Annotated in this window: 20 protein-coding genes; 1 reads left to right on the plus strand and 19 read right to left on the minus strand. The window is 25.9% G+C overall.

The features are described 5' to 3' along the window. Positions 1-5 precede the first annotated feature (5 nt). The 6 genes from ABGF45_RS01865 to ABGF45_RS01890 all read right to left on the minus strand — a co-directional run bounded on the left by ABGF45_RS01865 (position 6) and on the right by ABGF45_RS01890 (position 5,841). Positions 6-1,262: a PTS ascorbate transporter subunit IIC gene (locus ABGF45_RS01865; RefSeq protein WP_134710350.1), complete on the minus strand. Its 1,257-nt coding sequence runs from the start codon at positions 1,260-1,262 to the stop codon at positions 6-8. Positions 1,263-1,271: 9 nt separating this feature from the next. Further along, positions 1,272-1,547 carry a PTS sugar transporter subunit IIB gene (locus ABGF45_RS01870; protein WP_134710348.1) on the minus strand — a complete coding sequence of 92 codons (276 nt, stop codon included), beginning with the start codon at positions 1,545-1,547 and terminating at the stop codon, positions 1,272-1,274. Between the two features lie 2 nt (positions 1,548-1,549). Then, a complete protein-coding gene (locus ABGF45_RS01875) occupies positions 1,550-1,987 on the minus strand; it encodes a PTS sugar transporter subunit IIA (RefSeq protein WP_134710346.1) in 438 nt (145 codons plus the stop codon). Between the two features lie 12 nt (positions 1,988-1,999). Continuing rightward, positions 2,000-3,808: a BglG family transcription antiterminator gene (locus ABGF45_RS01880; protein ID WP_408112799.1), complete on the minus strand. Its 1,809-nt coding sequence runs from the start codon at positions 3,806-3,808 to the stop codon at positions 2,000-2,002. A gap of 255 nt (positions 3,809-4,063) precedes the next feature. Continuing rightward, positions 4,064-4,939 (minus strand): ROK family protein, encoded by an 876-nt coding sequence (locus ABGF45_RS01885; protein WP_408112800.1) that lies wholly within the window; start codon positions 4,937-4,939, stop codon positions 4,064-4,066. A gap of 11 nt (positions 4,940-4,950) precedes the next feature. Further along, on the minus strand, positions 4,951-5,841 hold the full coding sequence (locus ABGF45_RS01890) for an N-acetylneuraminate lyase (protein WP_408112801.1): 891 nt from the start codon (positions 5,839-5,841) through the stop codon (positions 4,951-4,953). A gap of 76 nt (positions 5,842-5,917) precedes the next feature. Here ABGF45_RS01890 and ABGF45_RS01895 point away from each other — a divergent pair, with 76 nt between their 5' ends. Then, entirely contained in the window at positions 5,918-6,697 is a 780-nt protein-coding gene (locus ABGF45_RS01895; protein WP_408112802.1) for an endonuclease/exonuclease/phosphatase family protein, read from the plus strand. 54 nt (positions 6,698-6,751) lie between these two features. Here ABGF45_RS01895 and ABGF45_RS01900 read toward each other — a convergent pair whose 3' ends face one another. The 13 genes from ABGF45_RS01900 to ABGF45_RS01960 all read right to left on the minus strand — a co-directional run bounded on the left by ABGF45_RS01900 (position 6,752) and on the right by ABGF45_RS01960 (position 17,528). Then, positions 6,752-7,981 (minus strand): DEAD/DEAH box helicase, encoded by a 1,230-nt coding sequence (locus tag ABGF45_RS01900; RefSeq protein ID WP_408112803.1) that lies wholly within the window; start codon positions 7,979-7,981, stop codon positions 6,752-6,754. A gap of 81 nt (positions 7,982-8,062) precedes the next feature. Next, complete coding sequence (locus ABGF45_RS01905; RefSeq protein WP_408111856.1) at positions 8,063-9,562, minus strand: shikimate kinase; 1,500 nt, start codon at positions 9,560-9,562, stop codon at positions 8,063-8,065. A gap of 45 nt (positions 9,563-9,607) precedes the next feature. Next, positions 9,608-10,138, minus strand: coding sequence for an adenine phosphoribosyltransferase (locus ABGF45_RS01910; RefSeq protein ID WP_280633446.1), 531 nt, complete (start codon positions 10,136-10,138; stop codon positions 9,608-9,610). A gap of 71 nt (positions 10,139-10,209) precedes the next feature. Beyond that, entirely contained in the window at positions 10,210-11,040 is an 831-nt protein-coding gene (locus ABGF45_RS01915) for a metallophosphoesterase (RefSeq protein ID WP_134744496.1), read from the minus strand. Between the two features lie 18 nt (positions 11,041-11,058). Then, positions 11,059-11,412, minus strand: coding sequence for a type II toxin-antitoxin system PemK/MazF family toxin (locus ABGF45_RS01920; RefSeq protein ID WP_134710321.1), 354 nt, complete (start codon positions 11,410-11,412; stop codon positions 11,059-11,061). Between the two features lie 9 nt (positions 11,413-11,421). Further along, positions 11,422-12,519 (minus strand): alanine racemase, encoded by a 1,098-nt coding sequence (gene alr, locus ABGF45_RS01925; protein WP_408112818.1) that lies wholly within the window; start codon positions 12,517-12,519, stop codon positions 11,422-11,424. After that, a complete protein-coding gene (locus tag ABGF45_RS01930; RefSeq protein WP_408112817.1) occupies positions 12,509-13,726 on the minus strand; it encodes an NAD(P)H-hydrate dehydratase in 1,218 nt (405 codons plus the stop codon). The genes alr and ABGF45_RS01930 overlap by 11 nt, the downstream gene beginning before the upstream one ends. 199 nt (positions 13,727-13,925) lie before the next feature. Continuing rightward, positions 13,926-15,035, minus strand: coding sequence for a tRNA 2-thiouridine(34) synthase MnmA (gene mnmA / locus ABGF45_RS01935; protein ID WP_134710317.1), 1,110 nt, complete (start codon positions 15,033-15,035; stop codon positions 13,926-13,928). Then, the gene (locus tag ABGF45_RS01940) at positions 15,032-16,120 is read right to left on the minus strand and encodes a cysteine desulfurase family protein (RefSeq protein ID WP_134744498.1); all 1,089 of its coding nucleotides are present in this window, start codon (positions 16,118-16,120) and stop codon (positions 15,032-15,034) included. Before ABGF45_RS01940 ends, mnmA begins: the two co-directional genes overlap by 4 nt. Positions 16,121-16,334: 214 nt before the next feature. Continuing rightward, a complete protein-coding gene (locus tag ABGF45_RS01945) occupies positions 16,335-16,523 on the minus strand; it encodes a terminase small subunit (RefSeq protein WP_408112820.1) in 189 nt (62 codons plus the stop codon). Then, positions 16,457-16,609: a terminase small subunit gene (locus ABGF45_RS01950; RefSeq protein WP_408112816.1), complete on the minus strand. Its 153-nt coding sequence runs from the start codon at positions 16,607-16,609 to the stop codon at positions 16,457-16,459. Before ABGF45_RS01950 ends, ABGF45_RS01945 begins: the two co-directional genes overlap by 67 nt. Before the next feature lie 145 nt (positions 16,610-16,754). After that, a complete protein-coding gene (locus tag ABGF45_RS01955) occupies positions 16,755-17,180 on the minus strand; it encodes a type II toxin-antitoxin system HicB family antitoxin (protein ID WP_134710309.1) in 426 nt (141 codons plus the stop codon). Between the two features lie 33 nt (positions 17,181-17,213). Then, on the minus strand, positions 17,214-17,528 hold the full coding sequence (locus ABGF45_RS01960) for a type II toxin-antitoxin system HicA family toxin (protein WP_245151249.1): 315 nt from the start codon (positions 17,526-17,528) through the stop codon (positions 17,214-17,216). Positions 17,529-17,561: the final 33 nt, after the last annotated feature.

Below are 17,561 nucleotides of genomic sequence, written 5' to 3' on the forward strand. Positions count from 1 at the left end.
ATAACCTACAATACTAATGATATAAATTCAGATATAAATTTGGCTATTGCTCCAAATATTGAAAAATCATTTCCACCAAATATTAACAACCAATTTTGAATTGTTGTCTTAAATATTATTACAGAAACAGCCATAATTAATACCATAACAATTGAAGCTATAAACGTCCCAATAATTGAACCTTTTAATCCACCTTGTCCCTCACCTATTACTGATGCTGAACCACATTCAAAGAAACTTGTAATTACTAAAGGAACCAATACAACTCCAAACAGATTAAATGTATTAGAAATAATAATTAATACTGTTGAAGTAATCATAGCAACAATAAAACCTATTATAACTGCATTTGGTTTATAATTAAATAATATTGGACAATCAAAGGCCGGTATTGCATTAGGTATAACTTTTTCAGATATTCCTTGAAATGCTGGTATTATCTGATTAATAAGCATTCTAACTCCATATAGCATCACTAGTAAACCTGCTCCAAATGATAAGCCTTGTTGTATAGAATACATTAATAGATTTTGCCCTTCAGGCAATATACTTGGTAATATTAAGCCTATAACTAAATACATTATGATAATTACAATACAGCCTGTTATTGATATTTCTCTAAAAAATGATAAATTTTTTGGTAATCTTAAATCTTCTGTTGATTTTGATTTATCTCCAAGTCTTTTAGCAACAAATCCTGAAACTAATGATAATATTCCTGTTGGATGTCCAATTAAAAATGATTTATCTCCTGTTGCATCCCACACATAATTTCTCATTACCCATGGCATAAATGACCAATATAAAGCCGAAATTATAGCTCCAAATAAAATCAATGAAATTCCACTTAACCCACCTTCAACTCCTGCCGCTACAAATATAAATGGAAACCACCAAATCATGTGTCCTGTTAAAAATATAGTTTTAACTCTTGTAAATCTTGCAATTAATAAATGTAAACCTAGACCAATAAACATTGCCAATCCAACTTCTCCACCATGTACTTGAGTAAAACTTATATCATTTAAACCTTCTTTTATTGCACCTGCTGATAATGTATTAGAAAAAGTCGTATTTATAGGAGCTATTGCACCTATAAGCATATTAACTCCTGAACTCAAAATTAACATACCAAATGCAGCTATTAGCCCTCCTTTTAAAATGTCTGATAAATTTTTTCTTTGAATGATTAACCCTAACATTGATATTAAACCTAAAAGTATAGGTGGGTTTTTCAAAATATTATTAGTAATAAATGACATATATCCTCCTTATTTATTATTTATAAAATCATTTAACGCTTTCTCTACTTCTTCTTTATCCATATATTTTTTTATTGAATAAATTTTAGTATTTGTATCTTTAGATAATTCTTCAGCAAATTCAGCACTAGTAAATATTACATCTGCATGCATACCTTTAGCTGAACTTATATCTGTGTTTTCTACATCTGCATCTAATTCTAAATTTCGTGCAACTTTTTCTATGGTCATTTTTAAAACCATTGAAGACCCAACACCAAATCCACAAACCGCTAAAATTTTCATAGTTACCTCCCTTCTATAATTTTTAATATTTCTTCTTTATTTGAACTTAAAAACTTATTAAACATTTGATCATTTGAAAAAAGTTCAGTAATCATTGATAATGCTTCTATATGAGAATTATTGTCTTTTGCTGCTAAAATCAAAAATATTTTTATTTTCTGGTCTTTCATAGTGACCGGCTCATTTAATATAAGCATTGACATTGCTGTTTTATTAACCCCATTTTCAGGTCTTGCATGCATCAATGCAAAATAGTCTCTTAAAACCATATATGTCCCATAAGTGTTAACAGCTTCTTTCATTGAATAAATATATTTTTTTTCAATACTTTTTGATTCTAACAAGGGAAACGATGCTAAATTAATCGCATCCTCCCAGCTTCTAATATTATTTTGAAGTTGTATTGTTTTTTCATTTAAAAATTTTGATAATTGTTTCATTTCTTTATTTCCTTATTTCCTTATTTCCTTTATAAAATCTTTCAAATTATATAAATTTTTCATTTTTGATATATTATTAGGTTGTAATATATATTCATATAAATTTCCTAATGATTTAATATATTTTTTCTCTTTTTCATTTAATAATATATAAAATACAAACTGTACTTTTTCTGTATTCCATAAAATTTGTTTATTCAATTTAAAAATCCCTATAAACGATTTAAAATCTCCCTTTGCAATTGCGTGAGGAATAGCAACAAGATTTCCAATTTCTGTCGAAACGATACTTTCATGTTCATACACAATATCAAGTACTTTTTCATTTACATCAAAATTTTTCAAAATTAAATTTCTAGAAACATTAAAAAATTCCTCTTTTGTATTTACATTAATTTCAAAAAATAAATTTTCGTATAATATATTTTCTAAAGTATTATCTTCAATAATATTAAAATTTAAAACTTCCTCATCATATAAAATTTTTGATGCATCCACTATAGGTATCCCTTTTGTATTTTGTAAAATTTCCACTGTAGAAATTATAAAATCCGGCTTTTGTGCAATAGCTAAATCTAAATAAGATAAAGGATAATTTCCAATTACATTAATTGATTTATACTTTTCTTTTATTTTCATCTCTACAACTTTTGATGTTCCTATTCCATAATTACATATTATTATTGCACTATTTTTCCTTTCACTGTTTTTTTTAGTCGCACCTAAATATATCGCTAAATATCCTATCTCATCTTCAGATATATTAATATGAAATTCTTTGTAAATTTCTTCTTTTATGATATAAGCATCACTAATTTCTATAATGTATTTCTTCTTTAATTCATTTAATAATGGATTAATTATATTATTTTTTTTATCTAAATTTCGTTTTATTAGTAATCTCAAATGAGAAAAAATAGAGTCGTAAAATTTTGTATCAAACACATATTCATTTAAGGATGTTTCCCTCAATCTTTTTAATGAATTTTCTATAATTTTTTTTATACCATTATTCAAATAATCTTGGTTTATTACATTGCTAAATATAGAATTTTTTATTATATATCGTATTTCATTTTCACCTAATTTAATATTTAATTTTTTTTCTATAGAATTAAATATATTTATAAAAACTTCCTTATCTTTGATATACTCAAATTTATTTATTTTTCCATTTCTAAATATACTTACTACTATTAAGGATATTAAGTTTGAAAAATCACCATCTGTTATAATTAAATTCGAATTTATCAATTCCTGTTTAACAATATTTTTTAATTTTTCTATAACACTTTCATCAATTAAATTAAATAAAGTTCCATAAAAAATATTATCTTTTATAATCATATAATTTTCTAATAAATATCTTCTTAAATCTATTTCTTCAGCAACTATCTTAAATCCATTAGTAGAAGTATATTTTAATTCAATATCATATTTTAAAACAGCCTTTTTTAATATACTTAATTTATTATTAATACCAGATTCACTTTCAAATAAAATTTCAGCTAAATCATATATCTTCATGTTACTATTTGATAAAATAAGCAAAAATATTTTTTTATTAATATTTTTAAGTTTAGAAGAGACTAAATGTGTTCGTAATTTTTTTTCTGAATCTTCGATATTAAAATTCAATGTATATCCTTTATCTGTCGACTCTAAATTATAATCAAATTTTTTCCCCAACAAATTTATATTATAAATATCTCTTATTATAGTTCTTGTAGAAACATCTAATCTTATTGATAAATCCTCAAGTTTTATATATTTATTTTTCATTAGCAATAACAATATATCTATTTCTCTATATGTAAACATTTTCCCTCCTTATTTTAATAATATAAAATATATGAATATTATTTGTTGATTGACACAAAATAAAAAAAGCTATTACAAAATAACTAAAAATGAACTGACCTCCTCAAAGTTGGTTTTTTAAGTCCAACTTTTTTGGGGCACCTTAAAATTTTATTTTGTAATAGCTTGTTTTATATTTTTATTAAATTTTTATTAAATTTTTATAATTTAAATGGTATCTATTATTTTACAACTACCTCGTTTTATCTTATAAATTTATTTAATTTTATTCCTATAAACCTCATACGCCCCAAACATTCCAGCTGTATTACCTAATTCAGCAAATACAATTTTTGTAAACTTCTTTACAAAATTATTTGTGTACATTTTATCGAATTTTTTTTGAATTATCGGTTGAAGATATTCTTTTTGTTCCATGATTCCCCCACCCAAAATTACATACTCAGGATTTAACAAACTCACAGAATTTAGAATTAAATTAACAATATTTTTAACCAATTTATCAATTTCTTCAACACAAATTTGATTTTTGTGGTTTATAGCTTGATCAAATATCCATTTCCCATCTATTTCTTCAATATTAATTCTTGATTTAACATTATTTACAAGAGATGTTGTTGAAGCTATTTTCTCAATATTTTGCCCGTTAAATATTGAATATCCTACTTCTCCACCACTAAATGAATGTCCGAATAAAAGTTTTCCATTTACATATAAAGCTCCTCCTACTCCAGTACCAATAGTAAACATTAACGCATTTTGTACATCCCTATATTTTGCTTGAGTAAGCTCTCCAAGTAACGCACAATTTACATCATTTTCAACGGTTGATGGTAAATTATATTTTTTCATAATATATTTTGAAATTTCGGTACCTTTGTAGTTTGGAATATTTTCATTAGCATAGGCTATTTTACCATTTATACTATCAACTATACCAGCAGTGGATATTGCAACTCCATTTATTTCATAAGATTTAAGAGTTTCATCAATTATGAATGAAATTCTGTCAAGCATGTTAAAAGAGCTATCCTTAATACCCGTTTCGTAGGAATTTAATTGTGTGAATGTTGAATTTTCAAATATTCCTGTTTTAATATTGGTTCCACCTATGTCTAATGTTAAAATCATTATTTACTCCACTATTTAATAAATTTTTGATAAATATTTTCTGCTTCTTGCTTTTGTTCTTCTGTAATTTGAGCCATTGGTTTTCTTGAATAAAATTGCTTATCAAATTTTACCTCTCTTTGTAAAATATATTTTAATGTTTGATATAGTCCATTATTTAAAACAGCTGAAATAAAATCATTTGTCAAATTTTGAATTTCCAATGCTTTTTGTAAATCATTAGATTTTACGGCATCAAAAATTTGTCTTGAGCGAATTCCATTTACATTATATGTTGAACCAATTGCCCCATCTACATTATTCGCAACCGCAGGCACTAACATTTCATCAAACCCCGAAAAAATTAGTTGTTGCTTAAATGTCTTTCTTAATCTTTCTAATAAATAAAAATCTGCTGATGTGTATTTTACTCCAACAATTCTTGGTAGCTTAAATAATCTTTCAAAATCTTTAATTCCCATATCAACACCTGTTAATAGTGGAATAGAATAAATAATTAAGTCATTTTCTACATTTTCTGTAATTTCTTTATAGTAATTATAAACCTCATCAGCATTGAATCTGTAATAAAATGGTGTTACTGCTGAAATCGCATCATAACCTAAATCTGTTACAAATTTTCCTAATTCAATTGCCTCATAAATATTTGAACTACCAATTTGAGCAATTAATTTAATTTGATCTTTTGCTTCATCTTTTGCAATTTCAAATATTTGTTTTTTTTCTTCTTTTCCCAGTAAAAAGTTTTCACCACTTGAGCCTCCAACATAAAGTCCATCGATATTCATTTTATCAATATTATGTCTTATAATTTTTCTAAGTCCCTCTTCATTTACACTTCCATCTTCATTAAATGGCACCAATAAAGCTGAATACAAGCCTTTCAAGTCTTCTCTTAACATTTTCCCTCCAAAAATTTAATATTTGCAATACATATACTATAATAGTATTAAACAAAAAAAATTTAAAGAGGAAATTATGAAAAAATATAAAATTATGAGTTTTAATCTTCGTTATGAAAACGAATTTGATAAATATTCTTGGAATATTAGAAAAAATAGTGTAAAAAAAGTTATCGAAAAATATTCTCCGGATTTTATTGGATTTCAAGAAGTTAAAGAAAATCAGCTAAAAGATTTAAAAATTTTACTTGAAAATAAATATGATTTTTACGGAGTTTTTAGAGATGAAACCGACGGAAAAGAAATGAACCCAATATTTGTAAAAAATAATAAATTTAATTTAAGACACACAAATACATTTTGGCTATCAAAAAATATTACAAAAAAATTTAATATCGGATGGGACGGCGATTTAGCAAGAATTTGTTCTTTTGGAATTGTTAGCGATAAATCTACAAATGAAAATTTATTTGTATTCATGAACACCCATTTTGACCATGTAGGAATTAACGCAAGAATAAAATCTTCAGATTTAATAATAAATTCTAGTAAATTATTAAGTTTAGCATTTAACATACCTGTTATAATTACGGGCGATTTCAATACTAGACCAATAGACGGATATATTGATAAATTACTAAATCATAAAGATTTTGATAATAGCTTTAATCATTTTAAAAATAAAGAAAACACCCTTACAATTCACAATTATAGTGATGAAATTGAAGGACAACCTATTGATTATGTGTTTACTCAAAATCCCATTAAAATTTTAAGTAGCGAAATTATCAGGGACAAATTTGATGATATTTTTACATCCGACCACTATCAAGTATTAGTAAAAATTGAAATTTAAAAATTTAATAAAAAATAGAGACAATTAGCATATTATGCTTTTTGTCTCCATAATTTAATATTTAAATAATTCTAATAAATCTTCTTTGCTCATATTAGCAAATGAACCCTTTGAATTTTCTATAAATATATCACTTAAATCTTTCTTCGATAGTTGTAGTTTTTGAATTTTTTCTTCAATTGTATCCTTTGTTATTAAATTAAAAACCTGAACTACATTTTTCTGACCAATTCTATATGCTCTATCTGTTGCCTGATTTTGTGCAGACAAATTCCACCAAGGGTCAATATGGATTACAACACTTGCTTTTGTTAAATTAAGACCTGTGCCGCCAGCTTTTAGAGATATTAAGAATACAGGTGTATCATCAGATTGGAAATCATCAACTAATTTTTTTCTCATAATTTTATTAGTAGAGCCTGTCAATGTATAATAATCTATATTAATTTTATTTAACTCTTGACTTAATAAATCTAAAACAGATGTAAAATTAGAAAATAAGATTACTTTTTCTTTATTTTCTATAGATTTTTGAATCAATTCTATAGACACTTTAATTTTAGAAGAAACATCAGTTACGCTTTCGTATAATAATCTTGGATCTATACAAATTTGCCTTAATTTTGTAAGCATAGCTAAAATCTCAATTTTATTATTATCTTCTTTAGAAGATATCGCCTTATTAACCATCATCAAATTCGACAAATATATTTTCTTTTCCTCTTCAGATTGCTCAACATAATAAGTTTCTTCTATTTTTTCAGGCAATTCATCCAAAACTTCTGATTTCAACCTTCTAAGTATAAAAGGCTCTACCATATCTTTCAATTTTTGTTTAGAATTTTCATTATTATTTAAAACTATTTGCTTTTCAAATAAATTTGAAAACTTTTCATATTTAAATAAATATCCTCTCATAAGAAAATCAAATATCGACCATAATTCTAACAAAGTATTTTCTATAGGAGTACCAGTAAAAGCTATCTTATATTCTGAAATAATTTGTTTAATCGTTTTTGAAACCTTTGTTTTATAATTTTTAATATACTGAGCTTCATCAATAACAAGCGTATCAAATTTTATTTCTTTATATAAATCAATATCTCTCTTTATATAATCATAAGACGTTATTACTATTTCATCCTTTATATTTGATATTTTCACAATTCTTGATTCCTTATTTCCATGAATTACAAGTAACTCATTTATATCACTAAATTTTGAAAACTCACTTTCCCAATTAAGAACTAATGATGCCGGACAAATTATTAGACTATGTAACATAAAAAATATAAATTAGCCATTAAATATTTTAAATAATGTCTATTTATATTTTATAGTATATAAAATATATCACTAAATTTTTTAAAATTGTAAATCCTTAAATTGTTCGGCTATTAAATATGCAACCCCATTAAAATCACCATAATTTTTCACAACAAAATCAGTAAAGTATTTATATTTTTCTTCTCTTTCATCTCTCATCTTAATTAAAGTTTCTATACCACCATATGATAATGGTCTATTTTTAGTAGAAAGCTTTTCCAAATCTCTATCAATTCTAAAAATAATTGAATTTGTTTTTAAATAATAATAATTATCTAATTTTTGAACAACGCCTCCACTTGTCGATATAACTGTATTTGTTAAATTAGCAAGTTTTTTTACGACTACTGACTCTTTTTCTCTAAATGACTCTTCACTTCTTTCAAGAAGATATTTTGAAGGGCTAATTCCATATTCACTTGCAAATTCTTTATCCAAATCTATATGTTTTCTATCTAAAATTTTTGCAAGCTTTTTACCAATTGTTGTTTTTCCGGCACCTGGCATTCCTACTAGAACTATATTCAATTTAGATTTTACAAATTCTGTAACAATTTTTTCAAATTCTTCATCATCAAATCTTTTCCTAGATAAAATCTCAATACTTTTCTTTTCTTGATACATTGTTTTGTATACGCCATTTATAACTTTAATTCCATGATTTTTTGCATCAAGATATAATTTAGAAAAAATTGTGCTGGTTGAAATATCTATTAAAAAATCTAAATTTGTATCATTATAATTAATTTCCGGAGTTACTTCTAAAGACGAAAATTTTGTAAGATTAAATACTATATTAAAATTTTTAAAATTAATTACATTTGAATTATTTAAATTATGAATAACCACATTTCCTGCGTTTAATGATTTTAGTACATATTCAATAGTTTTAGTAGATTCATCTTTTTTTATAATTAAGACATTTTTATCTTTTAGCTCAATATCGTGTCTTTTTAACAGTTTAATAATTCCAAAATACTCAGTATTAAATCCAAATTTTCTATTTCTATAAAATTGCACTAAATTAACTTCTTTTATTTCTTGAACTTGATCTGTAACATTATCCAAATACTTAATAATTTCAGTTTTATATGGTGAGGCAATATTTAATCCTATGAAATTTTTTCTTTTTATTAAATTTTCAATTAAATTTTCTTCCGGTTTAAATCTATAATATTTTTCATCCAAAAACTTTTCATATATAAATTTTGTTAAATCATAATTGCTTTTTTCACCTACATAGGCATATTTAGAATTATATTTTTTCAAGATATAATTATTTCTTTTTTCACTTATATCTGTTAAATAATCTAAAAACTCAGTAATATACTCATCATATTCCATTGTTTTCTCAGAAAAATTAATTTGATTACATTCCTTATCTATCAAGTCAATATTATTTTTATAGATATACTCAAAAAGAACATCTCCCATATTAAATCTTTCATCAACTAACTCTACAATTTGCTCATCAATTGTGGAAATTTTATCTTTTATATATTCAATTTTCTTTAATTTATCTTCATTATTTAAATTCATAATTCCTCTTTTATAAAAAAAGGAATCAAATTTGATTCCTTAATTTTAGTGTTCATATTTTATTAAAGTAAATGTATTGTAATCCCCAAATAATTCAATTCCTTTTAAATCTTCCAATTCTATTAAAAAGCCAGCACAAACCACCTTTGCTCCTGTTTCTTCAATAATTTCTAATGCAGCTTTCGCTGTACCACCTGTTGCTAATAAATCATCAATTAATAATACTCTATCTCCTGATTTTAAAACATCCGCATCAATTTCAATCTGATTTTTACCATACTCTAAGTCGTATTCTTTTGTAATGACTTTTCCCGGTAATTTACCAGGTTTTCTAACAGGTATAAATCCTTTATTTAATTTATAAGCCATTGGAACTGCAAAGATAAATCCTCTTGCCTCAATACCTGCAATATAATCAAATTCTAAATCTTTAACTTTATCGCATAACATATCAACTGTTTCCTTAAAAGCGTCTTTATCCTTTAATAATGTTGTAATATCCTTAAAACTAATCCCTTCTTTAGGAAATCCTTCAATGACTCTAATTTTAGATTTTAAATCCATTATATCCTCCATTTTCATAATGAAAACCAATTATTTGAAATGTCCATATATTATTCTACAATAAATGTATAAATACTACAAGCTTAATTGCTATTTGTATTTTTTATTATAACTTCTATTATCTGCGGTCTATTAAAAACTCTTTTTGCAAAAGGAAAGTTATTACCTAACCCCCTAGAATTATACATTACGGAATCTTTTTTAGTAAAAATACCTCCACAATACTTACCAAAAAATCCTTGTCCAGATGAAAAAACACCTTTATTAAATATTCTTACTTGACCTCCATGAGTATGTCCTGAAAAAATCAAATTAATATTATATTTAGCATAAATATCAAAAAATTCAGGTCTGTGTACAAGTAAAATTCTAAAATCATTTTTCGACTTTTTAATTATACTACTTAATTTTTCATCAATTTCTTTTCTAGTATTTTTCTTAACTTTTTTATTTAAACTTATATATTCTGAGGGATCATTTATTCCTAAAATATCAATTCCTTTATAACTTATGACTTCATCATCTAAGATTTTCACTCCTTTTGAGATCATCATCTTTCTTAACTTGTCAAAATCTTTATATCCTTTTTCATGGTTACCTGTTACAAAAAATATATTACCGTTAAGTAAATCTATTAAATCCATTGCATTTTCATGCCCTATGTATCTTCTATCAATTATATCTCCTGTAATGAAAATTAAATCATAATTATTTTTAATTATTTTTTTTATCTTAGACTGTTTAACACCAAATTTGTAATTATGTAAATCTGAAATATGTAATAAGTTCAATTGTTTTATTGAACTTGGCAAATCTCTTTCTATAATATATGTATCTACCATCGGATTTGCATTTTCAAATAATATGTAGACTAAAAATATTAAAATCGTAATAAAAATAATTAAATAAATCATAAATTGTTTTCCTAAATTTTAATCCATATAGTCCTGCAAATTTAATGATATTATAAGTGACCTATCTATCTTTCTCATAGTTTTACCATCTAAACTCCCAACTTTATCTCTCAATCTTTTCTTATCAATAGTTCTTATCTGTTCCAATAAAACTACCGAATTTTTAGGTAAATTGATATCACACAAAATTTGAACATGTGTAGGTAAATTAGTTTTATTTTGTTGAGAAGTGATAGCTGCGATAATAACAGTTGGACTATATTTATTTCCCATATCATTTTGTATTATAACTACCGGTCTAATCCCGCCTTGTTCTGACCCCACAACCGGACTTAAATCAGCATATAATACATCACCTCTTTTTACTTTCAATTTTTCTCCTTATTTTTTATAAACTCTATAAACTCTATTAGAAATAGATGTCATTATTTCATAAGAAATTGTATTAGCCCACTTAGCTATTAAATCAGGAGAAATATATTCTTCTCCGGATTTTCCGATAAGTACAACTTCGTCATGTAATTTAGCTTCAATATCACTTATATCAACCATCAATTGATCCATTGTCACTCGTCCAAGAATTTTAGCTTTTTTACCATTAATCAATACAAATCCCTTATTTGATACAATTCTAAAATACCCATCAGCATATCCGATAGAAACTGTTGCTATTTTCATTTTCTTTTCTGCGATAAATGTATGATTATATGAAACTCCTTCACCTTTTTCAAGTTCTTTTATAAATGAAATACTTGAAATTAATCTAAATGAATTTTCAATTCCAACATTATATTTTTCTTTCATATATTGTGATGGATACATTCCATAAAGTGAAATCCCCGATCTGAAACCATCATATTTTACATCATAAGCCAATAGCCCTGCATCATTTGATATATGCTTTATCCAGTTAACATTTATATCAGATAATCCATCTACTGCTTTTTGAAATTTATCATATTGTAAGTAAGTATATTCTCTGTCTGCTTCATCAGCACTCGATAAATGAGAAAACATACCTTCAATATTTATATTTTCTAAAGAATCTATTTGTCTAATTATGTCAAAATTATCTTCTGTAGGCTTAAATCCTAATCTGTTATGACCGGTTTCTATTTTAATATGCCCTCTAATAGTTTTTCCAAGTTTATTCATTTCTTTAGCAATTTCAAAATCATAAATATTTACAATTATATTATATTCATTAAGATATTTATAATTTTTAGGGTGAATATATCCTAAAATTAAAATATCTTTTTTTATTCCCGATTTTCTAAGTTCAATTGCTTCATTGATATTCGCAACACAAAACATATCAACATTATCTTCAATAAATTTTGAAATTTCAACAGCACCAAGACCATATGCATTCGCCTTAACTACAGCAAAAAACTTCTTATTAGATAAACTCCTTAGTATTTCAACATTTTTTTTTATTATACCCAAATCAATTTCAAGTACATTTGCATCAATCACCATCAATTTCTCCTATTGCATATGGTAAATATTCAATAATATTTCTAGCTATCAAACTTGTTTTTCCAAATCTTTTTGAGGCTAAATCCCCAGCCATTCCATGAATAAAACATGCTAACTTAAACATTTCAATACTATTTTCTCTAGCTAAAAACGCAGCAATAATTCCTGTCAAAACATCTCCAGCTCCTGCTGTTGACATTCCACTATTTCCTGTTTGATTTATATATATCTGATTTCTATCTGCAACAATACTGTTTTTACCCTTTAATAAAATATTTAAATCATATCTATCTAAAAAATTATGAATAAAGCCTTCTCTATCATAAAAAATTTCATTTAAGGAATATCCTGATATTCTTGAAAATTCCATTTCATGAGGTGTTATGTATATATTATCTTTTATAAGTTCCGGATATTTTGCAAGAATGTTTATAGCATCCGCATCAACTATAACAGGTCCATCAAAATTGTTTAATACTATTTCTAAAATTTTTCTAGAATTCTCTGAAACTCCCATACCCGGACCAATAGCAACTACAGATTTATTTTGAATTATATTTAATAAATCTTCTCTTCTAAAATCACCAAAATATGATTTACCATTATCTCCTAAAGTTAGAATTATCTGCTCCGTCGTCTTACATTCTAACGTATCGGCGACACATTCAGGAACTAAAGTATAAACTAAACCTGCTCCCGCTTTCAAAGCAGCTTCTGATGCTAAATAAACAGAGCCCACCATTCCTCTGGAGCCACCAATTATCAATATTTTACCAAAATCATATTTATTAGAGTTTTCTTTTCTTTCAGGAAGCATTGAATTGGAAAATTTATTATGTCTTATTTCCAACAATTTGCATACCGCTATAGCATATTCTCCATCATGACTTATTGTAATATTGATACTTTGTATATTTTCTTTATCCATCAATAACTTAATTTTATATTTTTCAATATTAACATAAGGAGCATTTTTTTCATTATGAAGAATTTCAACATCCAATAGACCTAGCTCTTCAGAAATTCCTACTCCAAAAGCCTTTGTAACCGCTTCTTTGGCCGCAATAATCCCTGCTATACTATTTTGACTTAAATTTTTAGATTCTAAATATTTTTTTTCAGAATCAGTAAAAAACTTATCTAAAAATCTTTCTCTAGTAAGAAGTTTTTCAACTCTTTTAATTTTAAAAATATCAATTCCTATCATAAAATTCTCCTTTATAATAATGATATAATATATATTAAATATATCACTATTAAATTATTTTGTAAATTTAGAAAATATGAGAAGATTGCATAAATTACATAAATAACTTTCTTCAAATGATTATAAACTTTTTGATGAAATCCCAAAACAAAAAAATATTGAATTCAAAAGGAAAAAGTACTAAAAATAAAAACATTTATTAAACTTGTAATTTCTTACCATCTCTATAAACTTCATCAATTATTGCAGAGCCTAGACAAACTTCTCCATCATATAAAACAGCAGCTTGCCCTGGTGTTACAGATTTTATGTGATCATATACTATTTCTAATTTATCATCTTCCAAAAATTTAACTTTTACTTTTATATCTTTTTGTCTATATCTAAACTTGGCTGTACATTCAAAATCTTTCTTTTGAAAATTTTTATTTGACGAAACAAAACCCGATGCTAAAAGTCTATTTGAAAATAAATTTTCATTATTTGTTCCTTGACATACTAATAAATTATTATTTTCTAAATCTTTACCGCATACAAACCAAGCTTCGCCATCTCCACCGATACCCAATCCCTTTCTTTGACCAATTGTGTGATACATTAATCCTTGATGTTTCCCTAAAACCTTTCCGCTTTCAACATCAACAATTTTTCCCGGTTTTGCAGGTAAATAATTGGAAAGAAATTCATTAAAATTTCTTTCTCCAATAAAACAAATACCTGTAGAATCTTTTTTTGTTGCAGTTGCTAAATTATACTTTTTGGCTATTTCTCTTACTTCGAACTTTTGTAAATCTCCAATTGGAAACATTACATCTTTGATTTGCTCTTGAGTTAATTGTGATAAAAAATAAGTTTGATCTTTATTATCATCAAGTCCTCTTAACATCTCTACCGTGCCATCTTCATTTCTTCTTATTCTTGCATAATGGCCTGTAGCAAGATAATCAGCACCTAAATCTTTTGCAAAATCTAAAAAAGCCTTAAACTTAATTTCTTTATTACACATAATATCAGGATTTGGCGTACGACCTTTTTTATATTCATCTAAAAAATATGAGAATACACGATTGTAATATTCATCCTCAAAATTTATAGAATAATAAGGTATTCCTATTTCATTACAAACTGCTATTGCATCCTTAAAGTCTTCTTCCGCTGTACAAAAACCATTATCATCAGTATCATCCCAATTCTTCATGAATACCCCAGTTACATCATACCCTTGTTGTTTCAATAATAATGCAGCTACTGATGAATCAACACCACCACTAACTCCTACTACAACTTTAATATCTTTATTTTCTTTCATTTAGCACTCTTTCTTTCATAAAACTCAGTTAAAACATTTATAACTCTGTCTATATCTTCTTTAGTATTTGAAAAACCAAAACTAAATCTAATAGATCTTTTTGCTCTATTTTTATCATACATATTTTCAATTACATAACTAGGTTCTAACGCACCTGCCAAACATGCAGAACCGGATGAAACATATATACCATTCATATCCAAATAAGTCAACAACAAATCACTTTTAACAAATGGAAAATATATATTAACAATATGATTTGTAGAATATTTTTGATCTCCATTTATTTCAAATGGAATATTTGTTAATTCTTCTATAAAATATTCCTTAACATTCCATATTCTATCTCTCTCCAAAATAGTTGGCTCAATGCAACTCGCCATAGAAATTGCTGCCAATAAATTAGATGTTCCAGCTCTTTGATTGTTTTCCTGATTCCCACCGTGAATAAATTTTTTTACCTTATTTCTTAAATATAAAACTCCAAATCCATTCATAGCTCCTAATTTATGACCGGATAAGCTCATAGAATCGCAATTAATTTTATCCACATCTATATCTATGTGTCCTAAGGCTTGGACAGCATCAACATGAAACCATATGTTTCTACCTCTTAAATATTCCCCTATTTCTTCAATAGGTTGGATTATTCCCGTTTCATTATTTACATACATAACACATACAAGTTTTGTCTTTTCAGTTATATTATTTTTTAACTCTTCGAAATTAATTCTTCCAGATTTTTCAGCATCAATTAATATAACTTCAGCATTCACATTTTCTAATGACTCCAATACAGATTTATGTTCAATTTTAGTACTGATAATTTGAATATCGGATTTATCAAAATTTTTTATAATTGTATTATTAGACTCACTCGCTCCACTTGTAAAATAAACATCTCTAGGATTAGCATTAATAAAACTCGCAATTTTTTTTCTAGATTTCTCTAAATATTTATTACTATTTCTTCCTAAACAATGAGTACTACTTGGATTCCCATCATATTCTTCAATTTTATTTATTAAATCCTGCAATACATCTTTTCTTTTCAATGATGATGCAGCGTAGTCTAAATATGTCATATTAACCTCTTTCTATATCAATTATACTAGAATCATCTTTTTTTGTGAAGAATAATAGTTTTGGGTGTAATAATTTATAAACTAAGCTAATTTTTAAGTAATAATGAATAAAAACTTAAACGATAAAATTATTTTAAGAAATGGATATATACTAAACAATCATATTAAGCTTCCACATATGTACACATATAGCAAGTTAATTAGTTACTCCATATTATTTCGTTTCTCTTCTTGCATGAGCAGTAAGTATTTTTAAGACTTCTTCTTGTTTGGCTATAGCTTTATCATTTATTTCTTTTTCCCTTTGTTCTAAATATGAAGTAATGTTAGCATTTGTTAGCAATCTAGACGAATTATCCCTAGCGGTAGTTTCTTTTTTGTGCCCGGATAAGCTTTCAAATATGCGTCTGTCGCATTCCCACTGATGATATATTCATCAGCAAATCGTTTTTGTTTAATTGTTAACTTCAATTCATCAGCTCCTTTCATAAAAATAAACACAAAAAAGACAACCTTACGCAGATATAATATCTGTTTGTTGTAATATGGTTGCCTAAAAAAATTCTTATTTATTTAATTGTCTATATTTTTTACAATACTATATTATCATAGTTTGTTGTTCATTTTTTATTTTTTAAATCTCTTCAAATTTTTCTTCAAGTAAAGAAGTAATTAATCTGCTAACATTTATTTTTTCCCTTTTAGCATACTCATTTAAATACATGGGAATAGACACATTCCTTCTAACTGTTTGTTTTTTTGCTAATTTAGTGTATTCAGCGATATCTAAACCAACCAATGAAGTGAACGATTTTTCAAAGTCGTATTCTTCTGCAAACTCTATATTTTCATTTATTTCTAATCCATCTATCCCCGATGATACTGGCATTTCAATTCCTTTTTCATAGTATTCTTGTAAATAAGTCCCTAAGTAGTCTTGTGCCATTTCTATAGAATCTTCTATACTATTTCCTTGTGTAGCTCCTAAATCAGGGAAAGATATAAAATACATATCTTTATTTTTTAGTTTATAAAAGTGTGCTGGGTAAGTTAAAAACATAATATTCTCCTTTTTTTTGTAAGGGTGCAGGGTTTATTTCAACCCTGCTTGTTTAAGTATTTCCATTTCCAATCCTTTAGGTATTTCCTTAGAATGGTACGGAACTTGAGTCACCTTACCGGTTTCGGGATTCATAAACTTTCTATGAGAACCACGACCACTTTTTACGTAAATAAAGCCGTTTTTCTTAAGAAGTTTAATCATCTCTTTTGAGCTCATCGGCATAACTCCCTCCTTACAATCATTATTATACACAATAGTGTGTATAATATCAAGCGTTTTTTTAATAATTTTAGATATTTCTATTAATCTATTTTTGTGTAATTTTTGAACTTTACCTATACTCATATAAGTATAATCCCGGGAGATTGACAGTTAAAA

The organism is Helcococcus sp. KG196 (genome assembly GCF_046035495.1).
Lineage (GTDB): Bacteria > Bacillota > Clostridia > Tissierellales > Peptoniphilaceae > Helcococcus > Helcococcus ovis.

Coding starts and splice junctions, on each gene's coding strand:
- ABGF45_RS01890 (WP_408112801.1), bottom strand. CDS start 5,841: ATGTTAAGAGAAGACTTGAAAGGCTTGTATTCAGCTTTATTGGTGCCA.
- ABGF45_RS01940 (WP_134744498.1), bottom strand. CDS start 16,120: ATGACATATTTAGACTACGCTGCATCATCATTGAAAAGAAAAGATGTA.
- ABGF45_RS01950 (WP_408112816.1), bottom strand. CDS start 16,609: ATGAAAGGAGCTGATGAATTGAAGTTAACAATTAAACAAAAACGATTT.
- ABGF45_RS01870 (WP_134710348.1), bottom strand. CDS start 1,547: ATGAAAATTTTAGCGGTTTGTGGATTTGGTGTTGGGTCTTCAATGGTT.
- ABGF45_RS01885 (WP_408112800.1), bottom strand. CDS start 4,939: ATGATTTTAACATTAGACATAGGTGGAACCAATATTAAAACAGGAATA.
- ABGF45_RS01960 (WP_245151249.1), bottom strand. CDS start 17,528: ATGAGTATAGGTAAAGTTCAAAAATTACACAAAAATAGATTAATAGAA.
- ABGF45_RS01865 (WP_134710350.1), bottom strand. CDS start 1,262: ATGTCATTTATTACTAATAATATTTTGAAAAACCCACCTATACTTTTA.
- mnmA (WP_134710317.1), bottom strand. CDS start 15,035: ATGAAAGAAAATAAAGATATTAAAGTTGTAGTAGGAGTTAGTGGTGGT.
- ABGF45_RS01930 (WP_408112817.1), bottom strand. CDS start 13,726: ATGATAGGAATTGATATTTTTAAAATTAAAAGAGTTGAAAAACTTCTT.
- ABGF45_RS01955 (WP_134710309.1), bottom strand. CDS start 17,180: ATGTTTTTAACTTACCCAGCACACTTTTATAAACTAAAAAATAAAGAT.
- ABGF45_RS01895 (WP_408112802.1), top strand. CDS start 5,918: ATGAAAAAATATAAAATTATGAGTTTTAATCTTCGTTATGAAAACGAA.
- ABGF45_RS01905 (WP_408111856.1), bottom strand. CDS start 9,562: ATGAATTTAAATAATGAAGATAAATTAAAGAAAATTGAATATATAAAA.
- ABGF45_RS01900 (WP_408112803.1), bottom strand. CDS start 7,981: ATGTTACATAGTCTAATAATTTGTCCGGCATCATTAGTTCTTAATTGG.
- ABGF45_RS01875 (WP_134710346.1), bottom strand. CDS start 1,987: ATGAAACAATTATCAAAATTTTTAAATGAAAAAACAATACAACTTCAA.
- ABGF45_RS01910 (WP_280633446.1), bottom strand. CDS start 10,138: ATGGAGGATATAATGGATTTAAAATCTAAAATTAGAGTCATTGAAGGA.
- ABGF45_RS01880 (WP_408112799.1), bottom strand. CDS start 3,808: ATGTTTACATATAGAGAAATAGATATATTGTTATTGCTAATGAAAAAT.
- ABGF45_RS01915 (WP_134744496.1), bottom strand. CDS start 11,040: ATGATTTATTTAATTATTTTTATTACGATTTTAATATTTTTAGTCTAC.
- alr (WP_408112818.1), bottom strand. CDS start 12,519: ATGGTGATTGATGCAAATGTACTTGAAATTGATTTGGGTATAATAAAA.